General features: G+C 61.3%; 19 protein-coding genes and 2 pseudogenes. 13 read left to right on the top strand and 8 right to left on the bottom strand.

Annotation, left to right across the window (positions count from 1 at the left end; translation table 11 throughout):
• Genes Q7C33_RS07600 through Q7C33_RS07580 form a run of 5 tightly spaced genes read left to right on the top strand, consistent with a single transcriptional unit; the run spans position 1 to position 6,894 of the window.
• Positions 1-1,665, top strand: a complete 1,665-nt coding sequence (locus Q7C33_RS07600) for a J domain-containing protein (protein ID WP_198795794.1) — start codon at positions 1-3, stop codon at positions 1,663-1,665.
• Positions 1,662-2,633, top strand: coding sequence for a DUF3829 domain-containing protein (locus Q7C33_RS07595; protein WP_198795793.1), 972 nt, complete (start codon positions 1,662-1,664; stop codon positions 2,631-2,633). Before Q7C33_RS07600 ends, Q7C33_RS07595 begins: the two co-directional genes overlap by 4 nt.
• Before the next feature lie 24 nt (positions 2,634-2,657).
• Positions 2,658-3,446, top strand: coding sequence for a nucleotidyltransferase domain-containing protein (locus Q7C33_RS07590; RefSeq protein ID WP_217859758.1), 789 nt, complete (start codon positions 2,658-2,660; stop codon positions 3,444-3,446).
• Between the two features lie 46 nt (positions 3,447-3,492).
• Positions 3,493-3,933, top strand: a complete 441-nt coding sequence (locus tag Q7C33_RS07585) for a hypothetical protein (protein WP_407683110.1) — start codon at positions 3,493-3,495, stop codon at positions 3,931-3,933.
• Positions 3,934-3,963: 30 nt separating this feature from the next.
• Positions 3,964-6,894 (top strand): DUF4132 domain-containing protein, encoded by a 2,931-nt coding sequence (locus Q7C33_RS07580; protein ID WP_407683109.1) that lies wholly within the window; start codon positions 3,964-3,966, stop codon positions 6,892-6,894.
• Between the two features lie 30 nt (positions 6,895-6,924).
• Here Q7C33_RS07580 and Q7C33_RS07575 read toward each other — a convergent pair whose 3' ends face one another.
• A complete protein-coding gene (locus Q7C33_RS07575) occupies positions 6,925-8,091 on the bottom strand; it encodes an MFS transporter (protein ID WP_030141747.1) in 1,167 nt (388 codons plus the stop codon).
• A gap of 95 nt (positions 8,092-8,186) precedes the next feature.
• On the opposite strand from Q7C33_RS07575, the gene Q7C33_RS07570 reads away from it, so the two are divergent.
• Positions 8,187-9,080 (top strand): LysR substrate-binding domain-containing protein, encoded by an 894-nt coding sequence (locus Q7C33_RS07570; RefSeq protein ID WP_030141748.1) that lies wholly within the window; start codon positions 8,187-8,189, stop codon positions 9,078-9,080.
• A gap of 23 nt (positions 9,081-9,103) precedes the next feature.
• On the opposite strand, the gene Q7C33_RS07565 is transcribed toward Q7C33_RS07570, so the two are convergent.
• From Q7C33_RS07565 to Q7C33_RS07555, 3 genes are all read right to left on the bottom strand, one after another.
• On the bottom strand, positions 9,104-10,759 hold the full coding sequence (locus tag Q7C33_RS07565; protein WP_051066033.1) for a N,N-dimethylformamidase beta subunit family domain-containing protein: 1,656 nt from the start codon (positions 10,757-10,759) through the stop codon (positions 9,104-9,106).
• Between the two features lie 93 nt (positions 10,760-10,852).
• The gene (locus tag Q7C33_RS07560; protein ID WP_407683108.1) at positions 10,853-12,136 is read right to left on the bottom strand and encodes an MFS transporter; all 1,284 of its coding nucleotides are present in this window, start codon (positions 12,134-12,136) and stop codon (positions 10,853-10,855) included.
• 48 nt (positions 12,137-12,184) lie between these two features.
• The gene (locus tag Q7C33_RS07555) at positions 12,185-13,435 is read right to left on the bottom strand and encodes an MFS transporter (RefSeq protein ID WP_198795787.1); all 1,251 of its coding nucleotides are present in this window, start codon (positions 13,433-13,435) and stop codon (positions 12,185-12,187) included.
• A gap of 102 nt (positions 13,436-13,537) precedes the next feature.
• Here Q7C33_RS07555 and Q7C33_RS07550 point away from each other — a divergent pair, with 102 nt between their 5' ends.
• The gene (locus Q7C33_RS07550) at positions 13,538-14,506 is read left to right on the top strand and encodes an AraC family transcriptional regulator (RefSeq protein ID WP_030141752.1); all 969 of its coding nucleotides are present in this window, start codon (positions 13,538-13,540) and stop codon (positions 14,504-14,506) included.
• A 47-nt stretch (positions 14,507-14,553) separates the two neighbouring features.
• Here the strand turns inward: Q7C33_RS07550 and Q7C33_RS07545 are convergent, their stop codons facing one another.
• Positions 14,554-15,360 (bottom strand): GntR family transcriptional regulator, encoded by an 807-nt coding sequence (locus tag Q7C33_RS07545; RefSeq protein ID WP_198795786.1) that lies wholly within the window; start codon positions 15,358-15,360, stop codon positions 14,554-14,556.
• Positions 15,361-15,610: 250 nt separating this feature from the next.
• Between Q7C33_RS07545 and Q7C33_RS07540 the strand changes: the two genes are divergently transcribed.
• From Q7C33_RS07540 to hisM, 5 genes are all read left to right on the top strand, one after another.
• Positions 15,611-16,624 (top strand): SIS domain-containing protein, encoded by a 1,014-nt coding sequence (locus Q7C33_RS07540; protein ID WP_030141754.1) that lies wholly within the window; start codon positions 15,611-15,613, stop codon positions 16,622-16,624.
• A 2-nt stretch (positions 16,625-16,626) separates the two neighbouring features.
• Positions 16,627-17,481, top strand: a complete 855-nt coding sequence (locus Q7C33_RS07535; protein ID WP_407683107.1) for a PfkB family carbohydrate kinase — start codon at positions 16,627-16,629, stop codon at positions 17,479-17,481.
• A 61-nt stretch (positions 17,482-17,542) separates the two neighbouring features.
• A complete protein-coding gene (locus tag Q7C33_RS07530; protein WP_407683106.1) occupies positions 17,543-18,313 on the top strand; it encodes an ABC transporter substrate-binding protein in 771 nt (256 codons plus the stop codon).
• A 24-nt stretch (positions 18,314-18,337) separates the two neighbouring features.
• Positions 18,338-19,024 (top strand): ABC transporter permease, encoded by a 687-nt coding sequence (locus tag Q7C33_RS07525; protein ID WP_407683105.1) that lies wholly within the window; start codon positions 18,338-18,340, stop codon positions 19,022-19,024.
• Positions 19,024-19,725 carry a histidine ABC transporter permease HisM gene (hisM, locus tag Q7C33_RS07520; protein ID WP_030141758.1) on the top strand — a complete coding sequence of 234 codons (702 nt, stop codon included), beginning with the start codon at positions 19,024-19,026 and terminating at the stop codon, positions 19,723-19,725. The genes Q7C33_RS07525 and hisM overlap by 1 nt, the downstream gene beginning before the upstream one ends.
• A 36-nt stretch (positions 19,726-19,761) precedes the next feature.
• On the opposite strand, the gene Q7C33_RS07515 is transcribed toward hisM, so the two are convergent.
• Entirely contained in the window at positions 19,762-20,352 is a 591-nt protein-coding gene (locus Q7C33_RS07515; protein WP_030141759.1) for a TetR/AcrR family transcriptional regulator, read from the bottom strand.
• A 120-nt stretch (positions 20,353-20,472) separates the two neighbouring features.
• On the opposite strand from Q7C33_RS07515, the gene Q7C33_RS07510 reads away from it, so the two are divergent.
• Positions 20,473-21,231 (top strand): SDR family oxidoreductase, encoded by a 759-nt coding sequence (locus tag Q7C33_RS07510; protein WP_030141760.1) that lies wholly within the window; start codon positions 20,473-20,475, stop codon positions 21,229-21,231.
• A 23-nt stretch (positions 21,232-21,254) separates the two neighbouring features.
• On the opposite strand, the pseudogene Q7C33_RS07505 reads toward Q7C33_RS07510, so the two are convergent.
• Together Q7C33_RS07505 and Q7C33_RS07500 are read right to left on the bottom strand one after the other, a co-directional pair.
• Positions 21,255-21,596 (bottom strand): annotated as a pseudogene (locus tag Q7C33_RS07505) (ATP-binding protein); the annotation flags it as partial.
• Between the two features lie 519 nt (positions 21,597-22,115).
• Positions 22,116-22,451: pseudogene (locus Q7C33_RS07500) on the bottom strand (response regulator transcription factor); the annotation flags it as partial.
• Between the last annotated feature and the right edge of the window lie 141 nt (positions 22,452-22,592).

The raw sequence follows: 22,592 nt of genomic DNA, 5'->3' as shown, positions 1-22,592 counted from the left end.
ATGACCTGCTGGGTTGTACTCGGACTGCCGGAAGATGCCGACAAGCGCAGTATCAAGCGCCAATATGCAAGCTTGCTCAAGCAGCTTCGCCCGGACGAAGATCCAGTGGGTTTCCAGCGCCTGCGCGAAGCTTACGAACAGGCATTGGAATGGGCCGACTGGCAGCCGGAAGTCGTAGTCGACGAAGATCAGCCCACCCCTGCCAAGCTGCCCCTCGTGGATTTTCCGGCCCCGCAGTCAGCGCCGACAACGCCTCCACCGAGCCAGCGCGTGGCGACGCAGTGCCTGGAAGCGGTAAGCGCCGCCAATCTCCACGACCGTCTGGTGCAGGCGCGCCTTTATGGCTGCGAGCGTGAGTTCGAACAAGGCCTGCTGGAGCTTTGCCTGGCGCAAGAGGATAGCTACGACCTGGCTGAAGCAGCCGTTGAGCAGTTGCATTGGCTGACCCTTTGGCAACGCGAGGACTTGCCCGCCGCCGCCACCGAGCAGCTGCGCGGCAGGCTCATGGATCTGGCATGGTCTCGCCTGACTGGGGCCTGGCACGATGACCGACGCTTTCTCGATGTCGCCCGCCAGCTCGACACCAGTCCCTGGCTACAGACCCTGGACGCCCGGCAATGGCTGAACCGATGTCTGGCCATGGCGCTGCTGCAGGCGCCGCAGTGGTCGCAAACATTGTTCGATGACATTTGCGAGCAGCAAGGTTGGAAGCAGACCGGCCAGTACACACCTTGTCCCGAACCCTGGTGGAGCCAACTCCTGGCGCGCAGCCACTGCGCCATCTTCCTGGCGCAGCAGGCTCGTCTCACTCAGCTCTTCGACAGCAGCGAGTCCCAGGCCGCGCGAATGCTGTTTGGATCACACGATGAAGACGCCCGGGTGCGTTTGAGCATGACCTTCAGTGCTACGGACTGGGATGCCTGCGAGGCGCTGTATCGCACCGTTCAGCTTCGCTATCCACAACTGCTGAACGAGAGGCCACAGCTGGGGCCGGACAATTGGCGCCCGTTGCGTCGGCAGCCGCCGGTCCTGGCCGTGCCACTGGCCATACTCGGCACTTCGATCTGCATGAGCTGGCTCTTTGAATATCGGCTCGGTGGCTCGTTCTACACCAGCGTAGTCGATATGTTGCTTCGCGCCCTGTTGCTCGGTGTCGTCGGTTGGGCACTTCACGCAGTGTGCAAGAAACTGAGCCGCAAAGCCTGGCGCCTGGACCATTGGATAAATGACCATTACGGTCGCTGGCTGAGTCTGCGGCGCCCCACTCCGATGCCGATCCGCGAGATCCTCTGGGTCGGGCTGCTGGGCGGCCTCATTTACTTAGCCGGCGGTGTTGCCGGGGCGGCGACCTTCTTTGGGACGCTCGGTGTGCTGGGAGCCTTGAGCCGCCGGACGCCCTTCGATCGCGGCAAGTCTTTCCTGGCCCGACTCTATGACCAGGTGCCCGGCGACGTGCTTATTGGCCTTTTCCTGGGCATGCTAGTGCCCATGGTCTTGTTGGGGAATACCTGGGCCAAGAGCACGTATGTCAGCAAGAATGAAGGCCTCCAGGTCTGGCCACAGCGCATTTGTGCCGCCCGACAGTCCACCGCTTCGCCATGCCCTTCGGTACTGTCTGCAACCGAGTGGCAAGCTTTCAAGAAACCTCAGGCCAATCAACCATGATCAGCACCCGCGCTTTCATCACTGCAGTTGTCGTGCTACTGACGATGACTTGGCTGGTTCAGCGCCTGGCCGGGCCGTCGGACGAGGATAAGGAAAACCGCGTGCATTGGGACGAAGTTCAGGAGATAAGTACCTGCCTGGTGGACGGAGCGGAGCTATTCGAGCAGCGTTATGTCGACTACCGTGCCCGCCGGGCCTTGCCGGAGGACGAATGGATTCGCAAAATGGGTTTCGTCGGCTTCGGCATGGGGTCGGGCATCGACGCCGAGGAGTTCATCCGGCCTCAGGGTGCTCAGCCATCACCCTGCAAGCATGGGTTCAGTATTGGTGAGCCCGGCAGTCTGCAAGCCCTCGCGGCGAACTACATCAAGGCCTATGACAACCTGCGCCCGAACGCCCGGATCGCCGAACTGTGGCTGGCGAATCATCGCGATCAGCCTCAGCCTGACCAACTCGATAAGCTGGACCGCGACCTGACCCTGCATTTGCAGGACGCTCGTGACCAGGCGATACCGTTGCGCCAAGCATTGGAACAGCCGCAGCTAAAGGTGCGTGAACAACAGTTGGCGTCCATCGAAAAGCACCTGGGACAGGACCAACATTGGTACACGCTGCGCTTCATGATCCAGGCCCGTCAGACCATCAACGCCTTGGACGCCATGACTGAAGGCGCCCCGCTGACGCCGCAACAACTGCTCGCCCTGCAACATTCGCTGACGGCTCACTGGACAGACACCGAAGCCTTCGTGCAAGCCCTGCCGCGCCTGCGATCGGCTAACGGCAACCCGCCCGTGTGGAGCAAAATCAGTCTGGCAGCCAAGGAATGGCTTACCGCCGTTGAGCGCCTGCAACAACACTGGGGGGCCGGGGCCGACGCCGCAGAACTGAACCAGGATCTTGCTGCCGCACGGGCCGGGTATGACGAATTGCGGATGCGTTACAACGCTGCGGTGCAGTCCCAGTATTGAAATTAATTGGATTGGAGTGGGGTCATGGTTTGCGTAGCTGTCCAGGAAGAAGTTCGAAGCCGTCTGCGCCGCGCCGAGGATGAACATGAGGTCAAGGTCCTGCTCGCCGTTGAGTCAGGCAGCCGCGCATGGGGCTTCGCATCGCCCAATAGCGACTATGACGCGCGCTTCATCTACGTCCATAAACCTGACTGGTATCTCTCGGTCGGCCTTGAGGAACAGCGCGACGTTATCGAGTACCCGATTGTCGACGACATGGACATCAATGGCTGGGATCTGCGCAAGGCATTGAGGCTGTTCTGGAAGTCGAATCCAGGGTTTGTCGAGTGGGTGCAATCCACCATCGTCTACGAGCATTGCGGCTCCTTCCACGAACGTGCCAAAGCGTTGCTACCGCAGGTGTACTCGGTTGAAAGCGGCATCTACCATTATCGCAGCATGGCGAAAACCAATTTCCGTGGGTATTTGCAGGCACCGGAAGTACCGCTGAAGAAGTATTTCTACGTGCTGCGACCCTTGCTCTCCGTACGGTGGCTGGAGCGGTTCGATACACCGGCCCCCATCGAGTTCGACACGTTGCGCCAAGTCATCGACGGCGAACCAGAACTGCATCGGGCGATCGATGACTTGCTTGCGATCAAGCGCGCCTCACCAGAAATGGGGCTTTCACCGCAAATCATGCCTATTCAGACATTCGTCGAGCGTGAACTGCATCGGCTTGAAGCCATCAAGCCGACCCGCAGCGAACGTAAGGAAGTCGAGCCGCTGCTGTCGGAATTGTTTCGCTCGGTCCTGAAGGAAACGTGGAAATAGTCCAAGGCACAGGTTTTAGGCTGGTCTGGCTTACGAGGAATGCATCATGGAGTTCGTAGTTCATAGCTATTGCCTGAAAGGCGCACGCCAGGAGCCTCTGCTGCCTCCTGTCACCCTGACTCCGTCCTCGTTGACCTTGACGGTCGCCGAGTTGATTCGCCTGGCCGTTGCCGAGCAGATCGCCGCATTGTTGGCTCAGCACTCGCTGCAACAAGTGTCGGTGCGTGAAGTGCTCGACCGCCAATACTTGAGCGAGCGGGACATTCTTCAACAAGCCAGCGAAGGGGCGGTAGCCATGCCTCACGCCAGCGCGTCCCTGGACCTGGATGTTGGCGTTGAAGCCGAGCGAGCCTTGAAGGGTTTTGAAACCCGTGCGTTTCGCATTCTGCATAACGGCGTCATGCTCCAGAGGCTCGATGAGTCGATTGAATTGGGCGCGCCATCCACGCTCGCGTTTATCCGCCTGCTGCCACTGATTGGCGGTTGATCCTCGTCGCTCGCTCCCTCGGATACCCACATGCAATCACGCCGTCCTCTGCCCGAACAAGCCACGCGCCTCGCTGCATTGCGAGTATTCTGCGACAGAGCGCTGGATGAGTATCCCGAGCTCAGCCCCTATGACCAATTCGCACCCGGTTTCTGGGACGGCATCGGCGTTCTGCGCATCGCCGAGGACTGGGTCAGGCAGTATCCCGAGGATGGACCCGAAGCGCTGGCTGACGGTTTTGTGTTCCCGACCGTTTGGGACGACCTGGAGGACCTTCGCGATCAGCAACGCTACGGCCTGCAATATCGAATCTGCGATGCCTGGATCACCGCCCACCCGGACACCTATGCGCTAGAGCAGATTGGCGCGCGGTTGCAGCACATGCTGCAATTTGCCCTCGAAGACAGTGACTACCCATTACCCACTGACGAAGATGACCCCGCCTATTACCGCAGAAGCCCGGACCAGGCCTGGGCCTTGCCTGACGTCCAAGCCTGTATCCATCGCTTGAGCAACTACCCGTCCACCCCAACCTGGCAGACCTTCGCCGGATGGTTGCTGGATGGCAGCTGGAATCGCGAGCAGCCCCCTTCAGCGCCTGGGGAAGAACAACGGAAAATCGCTGACGCCTATATCTACGTGCACCGGGAAATCAAGCGCATCGCCTTGGGCTTGGTGGAAGCAGGCCGCCTCGATTACCCCCGCTTCGTCCGGGGCGCCAACACCTGGGGCAGCGCCATGATGTTCTACGCAGGCGACGCCGGGTTGGACAGCGATGATGTGGACCCGGATCGGTACACCCACGAAGCATTCGGTGAGGAGGACTCAAGCGATGAGGGTCCCGAAGACGAGGACGTCGATGATGAGTCGTTCCAGAATGATGATGTCCTTGATGAGGCACCCACACCCGTGCACCCCGAACTGGCAAGCTTCACCGTTCGTTATGTCGAGGAAGCCTTGGCTGGATTGCCCGATAACGCCGCGAAGCTGGCTGACACCTTCCGTTCGGTAGAGGTGTATGACACCCGATGGATGCTGCAGGCCCTGGCGGTCATCGAACGATTGGGCGCGACGCCCGATGGCTTTTTCGACCGTTTCGGCGATACGGCCGCGGTGCTCGAACGTTTCCTGCTCCTTCAGGAGTTGCCCGAGGACCAATCGGCAGCACTGCTCGCCGCGCTGACCGGCTTTTCCAGAAATACCCTGCTGACCGCCCTGCCCTATGCAGGACATGCCAGCCGCGTGGTGCTCGACGCGCTCGGTTGGAGTGATCTGCAAGCCTTTCAGCGCGAGTATTTGAGCATTGCCCTGGCACCTCGGTCCGGATGGGGTACCGACCTGCCCAATACGCTTGATGAAACGGTGGGCGTGGTGGACCGCTACCTGCTGGACAAGGCGCTGGCCGAGGCGGACCCGGAGCATTTGCGCGACTACCTCGTGGCACTCGAGCATTCGCACTGGGCGTTTCCCGAGACGCGTGTACTGCTCGACGCGTACCGAGGCATCGGTCGACCGGCCTTGGAAAAGAAACTGGCCCGCCATGCACAGCCGGCCATGCGCATCTATGGCGTGCTGCCCGTCATGGATTCGGATGATGTACGCCAGCGCTATCTGACGTTGAAAAAACTGCACAAAGAGGTGCGTAAATACGGCGCTCAACGACAGGCCAACTCCCACGCAGCGGTGCAGGCGGGATTGGAAAACCTGGCGCGTGTCGCGGGTTACCCCTCGGCGATTCGCCTGGAATGGGCCATGGAATCGGAGATCGCCGAATCCGCCCTGACGGCTGCCACCATCGATGGCTATGACGTCACGATCGTCATCGACGGCTTGTCGCCGGCATTGCACATCTGCAAAGCCGCAAAGCCCCTCAAGACCGCACCGCCTGCAATTCGCAAACACGCAGACTTCATCGCCCTCAAAACGCAGCAGACCCAGCTCAAGGAACAGATCGCACGCTTCTGCAGAACCCTGGAAACAATGATGAGCAGCGGCGAAACCCTGGCGTTGGCGGAGCTGAAGCCGCTGCTGAAAATGCCTGCGGTTCGCCTGCTGCTCGAACAGCTTATCGTGCAGGTCGACGACGCCGCGTTGGGTTGGCTCGATGCCGCAACGCTGACCGTGACTGACCTCGAAGGCCGGCGACACGTGGCCGAGAAGCACCTGCGTATTGCTCACCCTTTTCACCTGTTCACGGCAGGACAACTGTCGGCCTGGCAGAAAGAAGTCGTGACCCATCGCCGCGTGCAGCCATTCAAACAAGCCTTTCGCGAGTTGTACCTGCTGACACCGGCTGAGCGAGAGACCGCTCTGTGGTCCAACCGATTTGCCGGCCACCGCCTCAAAGGCAAAGTAGCCGCCCGGTTGCTGCAGGTCCGCAATTGGTCGACCTCAAGCGTCGAGGACATCTATTACGAGAGCAAAGAGCATGGCATTTACGCCCTGTTCAACTTTCTCGATACCGGTCACTACCTCTCCGAAACGGAACACTTCACCTTCGACACGATTGCGTTCCACCGCGACCGGAAAGCGATCCCGCTTGAGCAAGTACCGCCGCTGCTGTTCTCGGAAGTCATGCGCGATGCCGACTTGCTGGTCTCCGTGGCCTACGCTGCGGACAGCTACGCCACCAGCAACGAAACCTTGCAACGACGCGCCGAACTGGTCGGCGAATTGATCCAGGGGCTCGGGTTGCAAAACGTCAAATGTGAAGGGCATTTCCTGCACGTCACCGGCCAGCGCGCCAGCTACCGAATTCATTTGGGCAGCGCAGCCATCCATATCGAACCCGGCAACTACCTGTGCATCGTGCCCGTTGTCGCCAGTGCCGAGGCGTTCTACCTGCCGTTCGCCGACACCGACCGAAAAATGGCCGAGGTGCTGAGCAAGATGTTCCTGTTGCTGGACGATATGGACATCACTGACAGCCAGATACTGGAGCAGATACAGCGCGGCGGTTGATGCTGGTCTTCGGCATTACGGCAGTAAACATCAAACCGCCGCAGCCGCAACCATTCTGGAACGCCAGGCGAAAGCCAGCACCATCAGCAACCCCAGCCCCGCCATCGCCGCTCCAGCCAGGGAAATCGCCGGATAGCCCAAGCCCGCGTTGATCACCGCGCCGCCCAGCGCCGCGCCAATCGCATTGCCCAAGTTGAAGGCGCCAATGTTCACGGCCGAGGCCAGATTAGGTGCGTCCTTGGCGGCTTCCATCACGCGCATCTGCAAGGGCGGCACCAAGGCAAAACTGGCGATGCCCCAGATCAGGATGGCGATGGCCGCCGGGAGCGGCCAGCGCATCAGTGCGGTGAACGCCAGCAGGACGAGAATCAGCACGCCCAGCGAAACGATCAGGGTGCGGTCTATCGAGCGATCCGCGGCCTTGCCGCCCCACATGTTGCCCAGCGTCAGTCCGACGCCGAACAGCACCAGCATCGCCGTGATGAAAGTGGCGGAGGCATGGGTCTCGTTGCTCAGGATCGGGGCGATATACGTGAAGACAGTGAACATCGCACCTGAGCCGACCACGGTCAGGGCCAACGCGCCCAACACCGGGCCGCGCCCCAGTACCCGAATTTCGGCCAGCACGCCGATGCTTTGCGGCGCCGGCACGTTGGGCAAGGCGAACCACAGCGCCGCCATCGCCACCACGCCCAGGCCGGTAATTCCCCAGAATGCCGTGCGCCAGCCGAACAGTTCACCAAACCAGGCAGCCAACGGCACACCGCCGATCGTCGCCAAGGTCAGGCCCATGAACATCGCCGCGACCGCCCCGGCGCGTTTCTGCGGGGCGACCACGCTGGCCGCGACGATGGAGCCGACGCCAAAGAACGCACCGTGGTTCAGTGAAGTCACGACCCTGGCGGCCATCAGGCTGTAGTAATCGGTGGCCAGCGCTGACATCAGGTTTCCCAGGGTGAAAATCGCCATGAGTCCGATCAGCAGATAGCGCCGGGGAATCCTGCCGGTGGTCAGGGTCATCAGTGGCGCGCCGAGCAGTACGCCCAAGGCGTAGGCACTGACCAGCAGGCCTGCGGCGGGAATGGAAACGCCGAGATCTGCAGCGATCCCCGGCAACATGCCCATTGGGGCGAACTCGGTTACGCCGATGCCAAAGGCACCCATGGCGAGTGCAACAAGGGGTGGATTGATACGCATAGGAAGGCTCCTCATCTATGCCGCAAATGCTACGATGCGACCTTCTATGGCGGTAGATAGCCTTTCTTGCAAACACCTTTGCGTGTGGAGCACAAATGGACGTCAACGGCAGATCAGGTGAAATGGTTGTGTTCGCCGCGGTGGCGCAGGAAGGCAGCTTGTCGGCTGCCGCGCGTGCTTTGGGGCTGACACCCTCGGCGATCAGCCGGATCATCGCGCGAACCGAACTACGGCTGGGCACCCGCCTGCTGTTGCGCACCACACGAGCGATCACTTTCACCGCCGAGGGCGAGGCTTACCTGCGCGGCGCCCGGCGTATCCTGGCCGACATGGCCGAGGTCGAAGAAGCCGTCGCCGACCAAGGCGTCCCCAAGGGCCGTTTGCGGGTCAGCGCCGCCCTCGGCCATGGTCGACAGACGATCGTGCCCTTGGTGGCCGCCTTCAGCGCCCGCTACCCAAACATCGTCGTCGACCTCACCCTCGGCGACGAAGTGGTCGACATTCTCGGCGGCCAGGCCGACGTGGCGGTGCGTTTCGGCCATCTGCCCGACAGCCCGCTGACCGCGCGCCGGATCGGCGACACCGGCCAAGTGGTGGTGGCTTCGCCCGAGTATCTGGAGCGCCACGGCACACCCCTGGAACCGGAAGATCTGCTGCGCCACAACTGCCTGCGCTTCAATTTTCGTCGTGCCGAACCCAACTGGCCGTTCATCCGCGATGGCAAAGCGTTTTCCCTGAAGGTCAGCGGCAACATCGAATGCAGCAGCGGCGAGGCGTTGGCACAACTGGCACGACTCGGCGCTGGCATCGCCCGTATCGGCGAGTTCACCGTAGCCAAGGATCTGCAACGCGGCGGCCTGGTGCCACTGTTGGATACCTGGAACCCCGGAGACCGGGAGCCGATACATGCAGTTTTCGTTGGGGGTTCGGCGATGCCGGCGCGGGTGCGGGTGTTTGTAGACTTTCTGCTGGAACATCATCGGATGTGAACAGCAGCTCTCCATCACAGCCATCAGGACGTATTCCGCAGGAAACGATCGAGCACATTTTTTGTGATCATCACGGTGTAAATATCTGCCTGCATGAGCCCATGTACCCATTCGCACGTGGCGGCAGTAAATACCTCACCTCGGCCTTTGTGGAAATGCACCACCATGCCTGCCCCGCGGCTGTGCCGGTGGACGCTGGCCTCGCTAAGGTCGGGCGCCAGGATGGAAGCACGAAACCGGGCATCGCCATCGCCTAGCATGAACGAATAGGCATCCTCGGATCGGCCATGCTCGGCATTGGTCGCCCAGCCCATGGCGAGGATTTGCAATCCGGCGGGCGCACCGTCCGTGCCGAGCGGTTCCGGGAGACCGTCGACAAATGTGTACTCCAGGCCATCCACCTCATAGCCAAAGATATTAGCTTCGTCCCCGAACATATCCGCGTAGCCCAGCCCCGTGCCCACAAACGCCCAGTGCCGGGGCCTGAAGACCGTGTACCCGCGAGGGCTGCGTGGTGCCATCCCCCCAAATGCGCCATATATTCCTCGCAAGGCGTTCACCCCAAACGTCCGTGCCCCTGGGTGATCCACCCTAGGATCTTCCCAGGCACCGGATAGCCGATGAAGGTCGGTAGCCGCCACGGGATCAAGGTCGCCGGCATCGTATTTGTAGGCCACCTGTTTCTGGCCCTCCTCCTCCAAGCGAATCTGCCACATGAAGTTGCCGGCGAAGCGCGCAACCTTGCCGCCCCCTTCGACGAAGACATCGACGTGGTCGCGCATTTCCCGCGTCCAGTATTCGTCGTGTCCTATGAAGACGGCGCAGCTATAACCCTCAAGCGCCTGCGGATCCTGATGCAAATCGTCCTGGGTCAGGATGTCGACCGTATAGCCTTGCTGTTCGGCCCAGACCACAAAGGGTCTTTCGTAGGAGGCCCACCCCGCCAGCGCGTAGTACTTGGCGTAGCCGTTAAGAGATGCCCATTCGATGAACTCGTAGCGCGCCGGCCCGGGCTTGCGTTGCCGGGTAGCGTTGACAGAACGTGGCGCATCCTCGGGCAGCCAGACTTGCCCCCGCGCCCAGGGGCGTTGTGCCGAGAGCAATGGCGCGCGGCCCCTCGGCGTTCCGGGGTGGAGACCGAAGTAGTGATTGGCGCCGCCCCAGTCGTTGTAAGCAGCCCACGTCGATGTCGCCGCGACGAGCACCAAAGCGTCGGCACGCTTGCGCGCCGCCTTGATGATGAACAGGTGATGCCCGAGTACGCTGTCAGCACTATCGCGTACTTCCACTACATAGCCACCCGGGTCCGCATCACCCGGGATTGACCATTGCACGAAGACCGGCCATTGGCATCCCTGCTCGTAGGCACGTTCGGGCAACGGGTGGAAGCAAGCATCGAGGCTGTCGGTTTCGTGCAGCGTGCGAGCAACGGCTCCATCACGATAGATCCTGAGTCTCACTTGCGCTCGGTTCGAGGACAGATGCAGGCGCACCGAGTCACCCGGGCTATAGGAGCGGCGATCCGAGTAGCACCAAGCGGCCGCCGGGCCCGACTCGGAAGGGACTTCGACCCAGATCTCGCGCGCGGCCTGACGAGGCCCTGACGTCTGGCTGGCGGTCACGTTCGCGCCCGGTCGCTCACCTCGTGCTGCGGCATTCTTGAGGTCTGTTGAATTCATTGAATCGCACTCCTTGGATCCGCTGATCCGGCGGGTCTACATGCCAATTGATTAGTCCTGAGACAGCGCCACCGGCCGTGAGCCGGCAGCGGTTCAAGCACCGGGCGCCTCGATGTGCGCAAGATCGATGCCCGCCGTTTCGTCGATAAGAAAACCCGCCAGGACGGTAACCAGACCCAACCCCATGACGTAGCAGATGTACAAATAGCCAAGGTCGACGCCGCTGAGATAATTGTGCAAATAGGGCGCGGTGCCGCCAAAGAGCGCCACCGAAACCGACGACACCAACCCAACGCCCTGCGCCCGCGCCTGGGTCGGCACCTGCTCGGACAGCACTGCGGGAAAAATCGCCGCAATCAACGACCAGGCTCCCAACCCCACGACCTGGGCCAGGAACAGCGTGTAGGGTTCAACGGTCACCATTATCGAAATGGGATAGGTCAGCAGGATCACGCCCAGGCCCCAGGCGATGACCATGGGCCTGCGGCCGCAACGATCGGACAACATTCCGCAGACTGGCAACCAGCACACACAAAGGATTTGCGCGAAGAGACTGGCCACATAAGCACCCGTGGCGTCCATGCCCCGGGCAATGGCCGTCGAAGCACCGAAGGTGACCCACGCGTAGTAGGTGACATTGGCAGCCGCTGCAAGCATGACGATGTTGCGCGCCACTCGCAGCATCTCCCCCCTGGATAACTTGCGCGGCGGCCGAGCCTGCCCCTGCTGCTCCACGAACACGTGAGACTCCTGCGCACTGCGGCGCAAAAACAGCGCATAGATGCCGAGCAGCCCACCGATGGCGAAGCCAATCCGCCAGCCGTAGTCGGCCATGGCCTGCGCGCCCAATAGCCAGGTCAGTACCGCCGCCATGGCCGTCGCTGCCATCACCCCTAGCGTCACCCCGACATAGACCGAACTGGACCATAAGCCACGGTGCTTGCTTGGGGCGATCTCGGCGACATAGGTGTAGGAAACCCCGGTCTCGCCGCCATGGGCGAGCCCCTGCATAAGCCGGAAGAACAGCAGCGCGACCGAGGCATACAGGCCAATGCTTTCGTAGCTGGGGATGATCGCGATACCAAGGCTGCTGATCGCCAGCAGCAACATCGTGATGACCATGATGGCCCGGCGTCCCAATCGGTCGCTCAGGCGCCCAAACAGCCATCCGCCGATAGGACGCGCGACAAAACCCACCGCGAACACGGCGAGAGTCGCGAGCATTGCCGAGCGGGCATCAATCTTGTCGAATAGATTGCTGGCCAGGTACACCGAAAAGGTTGCGTACAGCGTCCAGTCGAACCACTCCAGCGCATTGCCTATACCTGCCGCGCGCAAAGATTTGAGGCGTCCTTGGTGAGACGTCGTATTGTTCATGTCTTATCTCCGGATTACGGATGGAATCGAGGCGGCTGCGAAGCCGGATCAGAGATGCAGCGCGGGCCTGGGCCGGGCATTGCCATGGGCGGAAGGAACCCGGACCCGCAACGCAATCAGCAACGCGGCCAGCAGCATCAGCACCGCCGCCGCCACGAATACGCCGACGCTGCCACCGAGGCTGAACATCGCACCGCCAGCGGCGGCGCCCGTTGCGATGGCCGACTGGACAGATGCCACCACCATGCCCCCGGCGCTTTCCGCCTGATCGGGTACCGCGCTGGCGACCCAGTTCGACCATGCCACCGGCACACCACCAAAGGCCAAACCCCAGATCGCCAGCAGCACCGCCTGCCCCGGCACCGAGGCGGGCAACAGAACCAACGCCAGTGCTGCAACGCCCACCAACGTCGGCATCAACACCAGGGTGGCCAGTGGACGGCGCTCAAGCAGCCATCCCGCCAACAACGTGCCGCCAAAGTTCGCCACACCGAAACCCAGCAGCATCAGTGACAACCCTTGCGGGTCGATGCCAGTGGTCCCTTCGAGGAACGGTCGGACATAAGTGAACATCGCGAAGTGGCCGCTGTGCACCAGCACACAACCGAACATGCCCATGGCGATGCCCGGGCGCTGCAGCACTTCCAGTACGGTGCGCAGGCGTGCCGGCCTGCGCGGCGCAAGGCGCGGCAGCGTGAACGACTGGAAAACCAGGGTCACCACGCCGACTGCCGCCGCTGCAAAGAACGCGCTACGCCAGCCGTATAGCCCACCCAGGTAGCTGCCCAGAGGGACCGCAACCACCGTCCCGACGGCAATGCCGCTGAAAATGATAGAGAGCGCCCGGGGCAACAAAGCCCCCGGCACCAAGCGCATCGCCACCGCTGCCGCCATGCTCCAGAACCCGCCAAGGGCGATACCCAGCAAGATACGCATGACCAGCAGCACCGCGAGACTGGAGGAAACGGCGACCAGCAGATTGGAGGCGATCATCAATGTGGAAAAACCCAGCAGCACCCAACGGCGGTCGATACCGCGAGTCAGGCCTGGCACCAGCAGGCCAGCGAACAGTGCGATCACTGCAGTCACCGTTACCGCCTGGCCAGCCAACGCTTCGGACACCCCCAGGTCGGTCGCCATCGGCGTCAACAGGCTGGCCGGAAGGTACTCGGCGGTGAGTAATCCAAACACGCCCATTGCCAACGAAAACACGGCCATCCACGCGGGTGTGGCGGGTTCTACATCCGGCCCGGCGCCGAGATGGCTGTCGGATACGGCATTACAAACACAGTCAGTCATTGCACAGATCTCCCAATCCCCATTGCGATCCGCAGTCTAGGCGGGCGAATCTGGATGATCTATGATCGAAAACCTCCATTTTTTGACTGAAACACCTGAATCATGCCTACCGATCAGTTTGCCCTCTCCTCGGATCTCATCAATGAACTGTTGCGCGGCATGCGCCTGCGTGGCGTCGAATACCGGCGTATTCAAGCCGGCCCAGCTTTTGGCCTGGGTTTCGCTGCCAAACCCGGGCATGCCTGGTTCCACTTTCTGGCAGTTGGCAATGCGGTGCTACGAATGGAAGACGGGGCCACCTATGCGCTGTCTGCCGGAAACGCAGTATTCATCTCCCATGGCGCGGCCCATCAATTGCTTTCCCATACGGATGTGCCTGTTCAGGACATCGACCATCTGGACGGCGCCCCCCTCGGTGAAACCGTGAGCGCGGTGGATACCGGAACCGATGCCAGGCCGACGCCGACCACCCTTTTGTTCAGCGGCTGCATGGAGTTTGAACTGGGCAGCATCCATGGCCTTGGCAAGCTGATGCCGGGCCTGATGCTGATCGACGCCGGCGGCCAGCGCTACCCCGGACTGGTGCCTATCCTGACCACCATGGAACGCGAGGTCAGCGCCGCACGTATCGGCTTCGCGGGCATACTTGCGCGATTAGCCGACGTGGTGGCCGCCATGGTCGTTCGCGGTTGGGTGGAGTGCGCCTGCGGCAATGCCTCTGGTCTGGTCGCTGCATTGCGCGATCCACGCTTGGCCAATGCACTCCTCGCGCTCCATCAACAACCGGGGCGCGACTGGACCGTTGCGCAGCTGGCGGAACAATGCAACACCTCTCGCTCAGCCTTCGCTGACCGCTTCCAAATGACGATTGGCATGGCCCCGTTGCGCTACGTGACCGAACTGCGGATGCGGTTGGCGAGCCAGTGGCTGACGCTCGAAAGGCTGCCTATTGAAGAGGTGGCGCAGCGCTTGGGCTATACCTCCCAGGCCGCTTTCAGTCGCGCGTTCAAGCGCATTACGGGCAAGACGCCTGGATTGAGTCGTCAGTCGGGGCAGTCCGCTGCTCCTTGACGACGAGAGGGAATCGTGGAGGAACCGTAGGGTGTCCGCGTTGGGCTTTACCCAGATGGGAAATGATGATCGGAATGCAGGCTGTTGACCCGACTGTCCGCCAATTTGAACACCACACGCTGGGGATGGTTGATCGAGACCAGGTATTCCACCGGCTGCCCTTGGCGGTCAAAAATCACACCTCGGTAGACCAGCGCGGCCGTCCCGGGCTCGACGTCGAGCAAGCGGGCCTCCTGGTCGCTCATCGTGGCGATGCTCAGTGTGCCCTCGTCACTTTCCATTTCGATCTGGTAGCGCGATAACAGCAACGCATACAACGAGGCCCCCTCGATCAGGTCTCCCGCCACGAGGTCCGGTGCGCGGGCTGCAGGGATGTAGCTGGTCTCTATGCAGAATGGCTTTTGATCCACCGTGCGCAGTCGCCTGATGGTCAGCAAGAGGTCGCCTTCCTGGATCTTCAGCAGTTTCGCCACGCGGGCATTGGCCTGGGTTTGTTCGAAGTAGAGCAATTTACTGCCCGGCCTGGCCCCCGCTTGTTCGACCACTTCGGCGATGCCTTTGCGCGCGACGGTATTGAGTGGCCGCTCGACGCCCGGACCGGTCACGAAGGTGCCGCGGTTGCCACGGCGCTCCAGGACCCCGCGATCGATCAGCGTTTGCAAGGCCTTTCGCAGCGTCATCCGGCTGATGCCCAGGTGCTCGGCCAGGTCCCGTTCCGCCGGTATCCGCTCACTCGGCCCGAACTCCGGGCGCTCCAGCATTTCCAGCAGGGCCTGGACGGCCTGCCAGGCCACCTGCTTGCGTTCGGGCGCCAGCAGGGCCACGTCGGAGGATTTGGAAGGACTAACTTTCATGGTCTACATCCTGGATTTATTTTTCTGTGCAACGGCGTGCCAACAGTACCCACTGAAACCATCGCAAACCCGCCAGCTTGATAATCAGACCCAATAAACGGTCCATTGCCTACCTTGAAAACTGCGGTGACGGTGCATTAGACCACGGAGGAAAAATCTTGTAATGGTATTTTTCGTGGTATAGCTTTTGGTCTACATGGTGATCATGAACCGCAACATGAACACCGCAACAAAGCCCCCAGGAGCTCACATGGCGATCCAGTTCAACCGGGAAGCATTCACCACTTCCTTGCAGCAATCCGTGCAAATCGTCGACGACGCGCAGCAGTTCGGCCAGGAACTGGCGACGCGAATCGACCGCATCTACTTCGTCAGCTGCGGTGCGCCCAACCGCATCATGCTCGGCTTGCAGTACTGGCTGGAGCGCTACAGCCACACACTGGAAGTACGCCGTTATTTCCCCGCCGATTTCATGGACATCGATCCGCCGCGCTTGGATGAACGCACCTTGGTGGTCCTCGCCTCCAAGTCCGGGACGACCCAGGAAACCATCGCCGCCGCGCGTTTTCTGCAGGACAAGCCCTGCCTCACCGTCGGCGTGACGCAAACCGCCGAGCTGCCGTTGGCCCAGGCTGTTCAACATTGCTTTTTGCTGGGACGTACCGATGAGGCGTACTTCGGTTGCTTCATGATCCTCCAGGCACTGGTCGGCGGGATCCTGGCCAAGCGTGAAGGCTGGCCGCTGCTGGACAAGCTCACTCGCTCGCTCAAGGCCCTGCCGCAGGCCCTCGCCGACGCTGCGATCAATAACGACCGGCGCGCCACCGAAGAGGCGCGCCTGTATAAGGATGATCGCGTGATGTACTTCCTCGCGTCGGGCCCGATGTTCACCACCGCCTATGTATTCGGAGTCTGCGTGGTGATGGAAAGCCAGTGGTTGCATTGCCTGCCGGTGGAGGCTGCCGAGTTTTTCCACGGCCCGTTCGAAGCCATCGACGCCAGCACCCCGCTGCTCCTGCTGGTGGGCGAAGACCCCAGCCGGGCGCAGATGGAACGTGTGGTGCGCTTCTGCCAGCGATACACCGAACGCGTCATGGTCTATGACGCCAAGGATTTCCCCATGGAAGGCATCGACCCGGAGATCCGCGCCATTGTCGCGCCCTACATCGTCGGTATCGCCGTGGAACGTATTGCCGCTCATCTCGCGGTCTGGCACCAGCAGCCGCTGACGACGCGCCGCTACATGTGGAAAACGGAGTACTGAGCATGGCCAGCCTGATCGCGGTCGGCGACAACACTGTGGATGTTTACCTGGACCGGAACATCGAGTACCCCGGTGGCAACGCACTCAACGTGTCGGTGTTTGCCGCCCGGCTGGGGGCGCGCAGCGCCTATCTGGGCTGCGTTGGTCATGACCGGCACGGCCAGTACCTGCTCGATTGCCTACAACAGGAAGCGGTCGATGCATCCCGCTGCAGAACGCTGGCAGGGGCCAACGGCTGGGCTTGTGTCGACAGCATCGACGGCGAACGGGTGTTTCTCGGCAGCGATCCGGGCGTCTGTCGCCAACTGCGACTCGGTGCCGACGACTTGGACTATCTCGCGCAATTCCCGCTGGCCCATGGCAGCCTCTATAGCGGTCTTGAGAACCAACTGGCGCAGATTCGCCAGGCCAGTGGCTGCCTGTCATTCGACTTCTCGGACAACTGGGTCGAGTTCGATTGGCAAGCGTTGATCCGGCACGTCGATATCGCTTTTTTCTCGGCGGCCGACCTGTCGGCCGGCGAAGCCCGTGAACTGGCGGACTCGATGCGGGCGCTGGGTCCGGCAACGGTGGTCATCACCCGCGGCGCCCAGGGAGCGCTCGCAGTCGACGCACGGGGCGTGCATGAACAGGCGGCGCGGCCCTGCGCGTTCGTCGACAGCATGGGTGCCGGCGACGGCTTTATCGCCGCGTTCCTGCTGGCATGGCAAGCGCGGCACAACCTTGCCGAGTGTCTTGCACGGGGCGTCGACTATGCCGGCCAGGTGTGCGGCTGGGCCGGTGGCTTTGGCCATGGACAGGCCGTGGACGACCAACGCGCTCGACAACTGAAAAACGCCTTGGAGATTCAAGGCTGATGCGTGCTGCCCGGGTCTCTTCCCGGGACAGTTCTACCAACCTGTCGTGGATACCCTGTCGATGAAAAAATGTCTGATCGGTTTGATGCTCGTGGCCAGCCCGCTGATGACCTGGGGCGCCAGCGAAGAGCTGCGTTTCGGGGTCGATCCCACCTACCCACCGTTCGAGTCCAAGCGACCGGACGGCTCCCTGACAGGTTTCGATATCGAGCTGGGCGAAAGCCTGTGCAGCGAGTTGCAACGTCGTTGCGTCTGGGTCGAAAACGCCTTTGACGGCATGATCTCGGCCCTTAAAGGCAGGAAGTTCGACGGCATACTTTCTGCGCTCTCGATCACTGAAGCACGCAAAGCCGAAATCGCCTTCTCCGACACCCTGTACGACACCCCGGCACGCCTGGTGGCCCCGCAAGGCAGCCCACTGCAACCGACGGCCGAATCCTTGCGCGGCAAGCGCATCGGCGTGCAGCAAGGCAGCGTATTCGAAGCCTATGCAAAACGGATGTGGGGCCTCAAAGGCGTGGAAGTGGTGCCGTATCAAAGCAGTGACTTGACCTATTCGGACTTGATCAACGGTCGCCTGGACGCGGCATTCGACGATGCCATCGCCGTTTCCGAAGGCCTGCTGAAGAAGCCTATCGGCAAAGGCTTCGACTATGCCGGCGAGGTGGTCAAGTCACCGGAGATCTTCGGTCCGGGCACTGGCATCGGATTGCGTAAAAACGATACCGCCCTCGCTGGGGAAATCAATCAGGCGCTCGAACGGATCCACCGTAACGGCACCTATGAGCGCATCGCCAGGAAATACTTCGACTTCGACATCTCGCCGAAATAATCCATCCGTGCGGAGCCCGAAAGCATGTTTCTCGAAGGGTACGGTTATCTGATTTTCCAGGGCGCGTGGCTGACCGTCCAGGTCGCCACCTGGGCCGCCTGCGTCGCCATCGTGCTCGGCCTGCTCGGCGCCTTGGCGAAACTCTCGCCGGTGGCGCCGCTGCGGCTGGTCGCGACGGTCTACACCACGCTGGTGCGCAGCGTGCCGGACCTGGTCCTGATGCTGTTGATCTATTACAGCGCGCAAATCGGAATCAACCAGATAGCCCAGGCGTTCGGCCAGGAATCGTTGCAGTTGGATCCCTATGGCACCGCGATCGGTACGTTGGGATTCATCTACGGTGCCTACTGCGCCGAAACCTTTCGCGGGGCCTTCAGGGCCATCCCGTTTGGCCAACTGGAAGCCGCGCGGGCCTATGGCATGAGCCATTGGCAAGTGCTGCGGCGGATCCGCCTGCCGCAAATGATGCGGTTCGCCTTGCCCGGCATCGGCAACATCTGGCAGGTGCTGTTGAAAAGTGCCGGCCTGATCTCGCTGCTGGGCCTCAATGACATGGTCCAGGTCGCCAAGCAAGCGGGAAACGCGACCTCACGGCAGATGTTCTTCTATCTGGTGATCGCGGCGATCTTCCTTGCCTTTGCGATCCTCTCCAGCCTGGCCCTCAAACACCTTGAACGACGCTACAGCCTCGAACCGCAGCGGAGCGTGTGATGATCGAGATACTGAAAGAGTTCGGGCCGAACTTCCTGTGGTCCGACGGTTACCGCTGGAGTGGCTTATCCGTCACCTTATGGCTGTTGGTGACGTCGGCCATTATCGGCCTGGCCGCAGCAATACCCCTGGCGCTGGTTCGCACCTACGGCAATCGCTGGCTGGCGTTGCCTGTCCAGCTCTACACCTTGGTCTTTCGTGGCACGCCGCTGTTCGTGCAACTGCTGATCATCTACAGCGGCCTGGCCAGCCTGAGCCTGATCAGGGAATCACCAAGCCTGTGGTGGTTCTTTCGAGACGGCATGCATTGCGTGATCCTGGCGCTGGCCTTGAACACCTGCGCCTACACCGTCGAGATTCTGGCCGGCGTGTTGCGCACCACCCCACGCGGTGAAATCGAGGCGGCGCTGGCCCTGGGCATGACCCGCCGCCAATTGTTCGTCCTGGTGCTGATCCCGAGCATGCTGCGCCGGGCACTGCCGGCCTACAGCAACGAAGTGATCTTCGTCCTGCACGCCACGGCCATTGCCTTTACCGCCACCGTTCCCGACATTCTTAAAATCGCTGCCGATGTAAACGCCGCCACCTTCAAGACCTTCCAGGCCTATGGCATTGCCGCCCTGCTCTACATGCTGTTGGCGTGCGCGCTGGTGGGTGTGTTTCGATTGGCCGAGCGCCGGTTGTTGGCTTATCAGCGTTGAACAGTTTGGGGGGCTGGCTTCCGTCCCGGGCATCACCTACGGAGCATTCTCAGGCGCCCCCGCGTTCATCTTCAAACTTTCAGGGCTGCCTGCGCACAGGCCATCCATCACTAGGTCCATCAATCTGTCGAGACGAGTACGCCATTGGCTCTGGGAATCGATTTGCCATATGCCGGCCGTGGCCAGGAAAAAGTCGTCGTGGGTGACGCCGCTGCGAATGGTCCCGGCCTCCTCATTAGCCCTCAGCAGTAGCTCGGCTGCCGCCTGGACTGGCGCGTATCCAGATTTCCCTGGGAATTCGTAGGCAGAAGCGGCCTGTCGTATCGCAGTCGCAAGCCCGGCCTTGGTCATTGCATATTCAGCGAGGCAGCTCATCCATTCTCGGAGCGCCTCTTTCGGTGGTTTTGTCGCGAGCAGTTGTTCGGCCAACGCGGCCACCTGCTGCATTTCGAATTGATAAACCTCGAACACCAGGCTTTCCCGGGTAGCGAAGTGTCGATAGAACGTGCCCTGTCCTACCCCGGCTTTCTTCGCGATCGTACTCAGCGGCACTGCTGGATCGATCGTCAGTTCCACCACCGCGACCTCCAGTATTCGCTCCCGGTTTTTCTTGGCGTCGGCACGCATTGCCGATTCGTCATTCCTAGGCAAGATTTTTCCTTCGCGCATTGCAAAGCGGACAATTGTCCGGTAGATTTTTTACATAAGCGGACACGTGTCCACTTATGACCTTCACTGGAGTCTACTATGAACGGCACTGGCAATACGATTCTCGTTACTGGCGGCACCTCCGGCATAGGCCTTGGCCTGGCACTCAGGCTTCACAAGGCGGGCAACAAAATCATCATCGCGGGACGTCGCCAGGCTCTGCTCGACCAGATCGTGGCCGAACATCCAGGTATTGACTCCGTCCTGCTGGACGTCTGCGACCCACAATCGATCCAGCGCAACAGCGAAGCGCTCGCGACCCGCCACCCGAACCTGAACGTTCTGATCAATAACGCTGGCATCATGCATTGGGAGGATCTGACTGATTCCGAATACCTGGGCACAGCCGAAGATACCGTGACGACGAACCTGCTTGGCACGATTCGCATGGTGTATGCGTTCATTCCCCAACTGCTCAAGCAACCCAGCGCAACGATCGTGAATGTCAGCTCGGCCTTGGCGTTCGTGCCGCTGCCTGCAACACCGACCTACAGCGCAACCAAAGCGGCCGTCCACTCTTTCACCCAGAGCCTTCGTGTCCAGCTGGAAGCTTCGCCAATCGAAGTCATCGAGCTTGCGCCACCGGGCGTGCGCACCACCTTGCTCGGGCAGGAAAATGACGAACATGCCATGCCCCTGGACGAGTTCCTGGATGAACTCTTCGAGCTGCTTGAGACCTCTCCGACCCCGCGAGAACTGATCGTCGAGCGCGCCAAGCCCTTGCGATTTGCTGAAGCAAGCGGTTCACATGAAGAAGTATTGAACATGCTGGCGGGGTACAAACCTCCGGCAGAATGAGACGCGTAGGAACGCTTCTGTATTCACTGCTTACCCAGCGAAGCATCGACGGGAATATCCAGGATAAACGTCGCTCCCTGCCCAACCCCATCGCTGCGCACGGTCAAGCTGCCGCCCATTTCCTGCGCGGCGAGTGCGCAGCTGTGCAGGCCGAAACCGTGGCCGTCCTTGCGAGTCGTGAAGCCATGGGAAAAGAGACGCGCCATGTGCTCTGGCGCGATCCCCTTGCCATTGTCGGTCACCGTGATACGCAATGCTGCCTCGTCAGCGAGGAATGCGCTGAACGTGACGCATGGGCTGCGATCGGTCACGCCGTCCAGCGCCTGCCTGGCATTGCGGATCAGGTTCACCAGAATCAGCAACACCCGGTGCCGGTCCAGCGGCAGCAGAGGCAGGTCGGCGATGTCCTTGACCACCGTCATCTCCTGGCGCGCCCGGGATCCAGCACTCATGCGCAAGGCATCATCGATCAACTCCGGGACCGGCACGGTCTCGACCACACTCACCGCAACGGCGTAGGACTGCTGGGCAGCGACAATGGTCTTGATGTGGTCAATGCCCTTGGTCAGTTGCCCGAGTTCTTCGATGATGCTTTGTTGCTCTTCCGCCACGACTTGCGCCAGCTTGAGCAGGTAATCGGGCAGCATCTTTCCCTTGTGGTCGTGGGTCAGGAAATCGCTCAGGTCATGGACGTGTTCGTTCATCAGCTTAGCCACCTTGCCCAGCCCCTGCGCCTTGGACGAGCGCATCTGACTGCTGACCAACTCTGCCGATACGTTCACGCTGTTGAGCACGTTACCGACGTTGTGCAGCACCGTGGTGGCAATTTCGGCCATGCCCGCCTGGCGCGATTTCGCATGCAGCTCGGTCTGCACCTGGCTCATGCGCAGCGCCGCGCGTACGCGAGCCTGGAGCTCCAGCGGCGAGAAGGGTTTGGCGATGTAGTCATCGGCGCCACTCTCCAGCCCGGAGACACAGGCCTCGCTGCCGCCGCGAGCCGTCACCAGGATCACAGGCAGATGGGCAAAACCGGCGCTGGCCTTGATCCTGGCTGTCAGGCCAAAGCCGTCGAGGTTCGGCATCATCACGTCCGAGACGATGACATCAATGGGGCGACGCTGCAGGATTTCCCAGGCCTGTTCTCCATCCGTTGCGGTGACGACGATGTAGTCGTTGCGCAAAAGTTCGCTGAGATAGGTAAGCATTTCAGGGCTGTCGTCTACGACCAGGACTTTGGATCGCGAGGCGTATTCCGGGTGCTGTCCATCGTCTGCGCCTGGCGCCGAAGCCAAGTCGTTGCGATTACCCTGGCGGCCATCGTCGAAACGCAAGTGGCGCTGCTCGGTTGTGCTTGCGGTGTT

The organism is Pseudomonas sp. BP11-1-1 (assembly GCF_052112105.1).
Taxonomy (GTDB): domain Bacteria; phylum Pseudomonadota; class Gammaproteobacteria; order Pseudomonadales; family Pseudomonadaceae; genus Aquipseudomonas; species Aquipseudomonas alvandae.
This window is presented reverse-complemented; position numbering and strand designations above follow the sequence as displayed.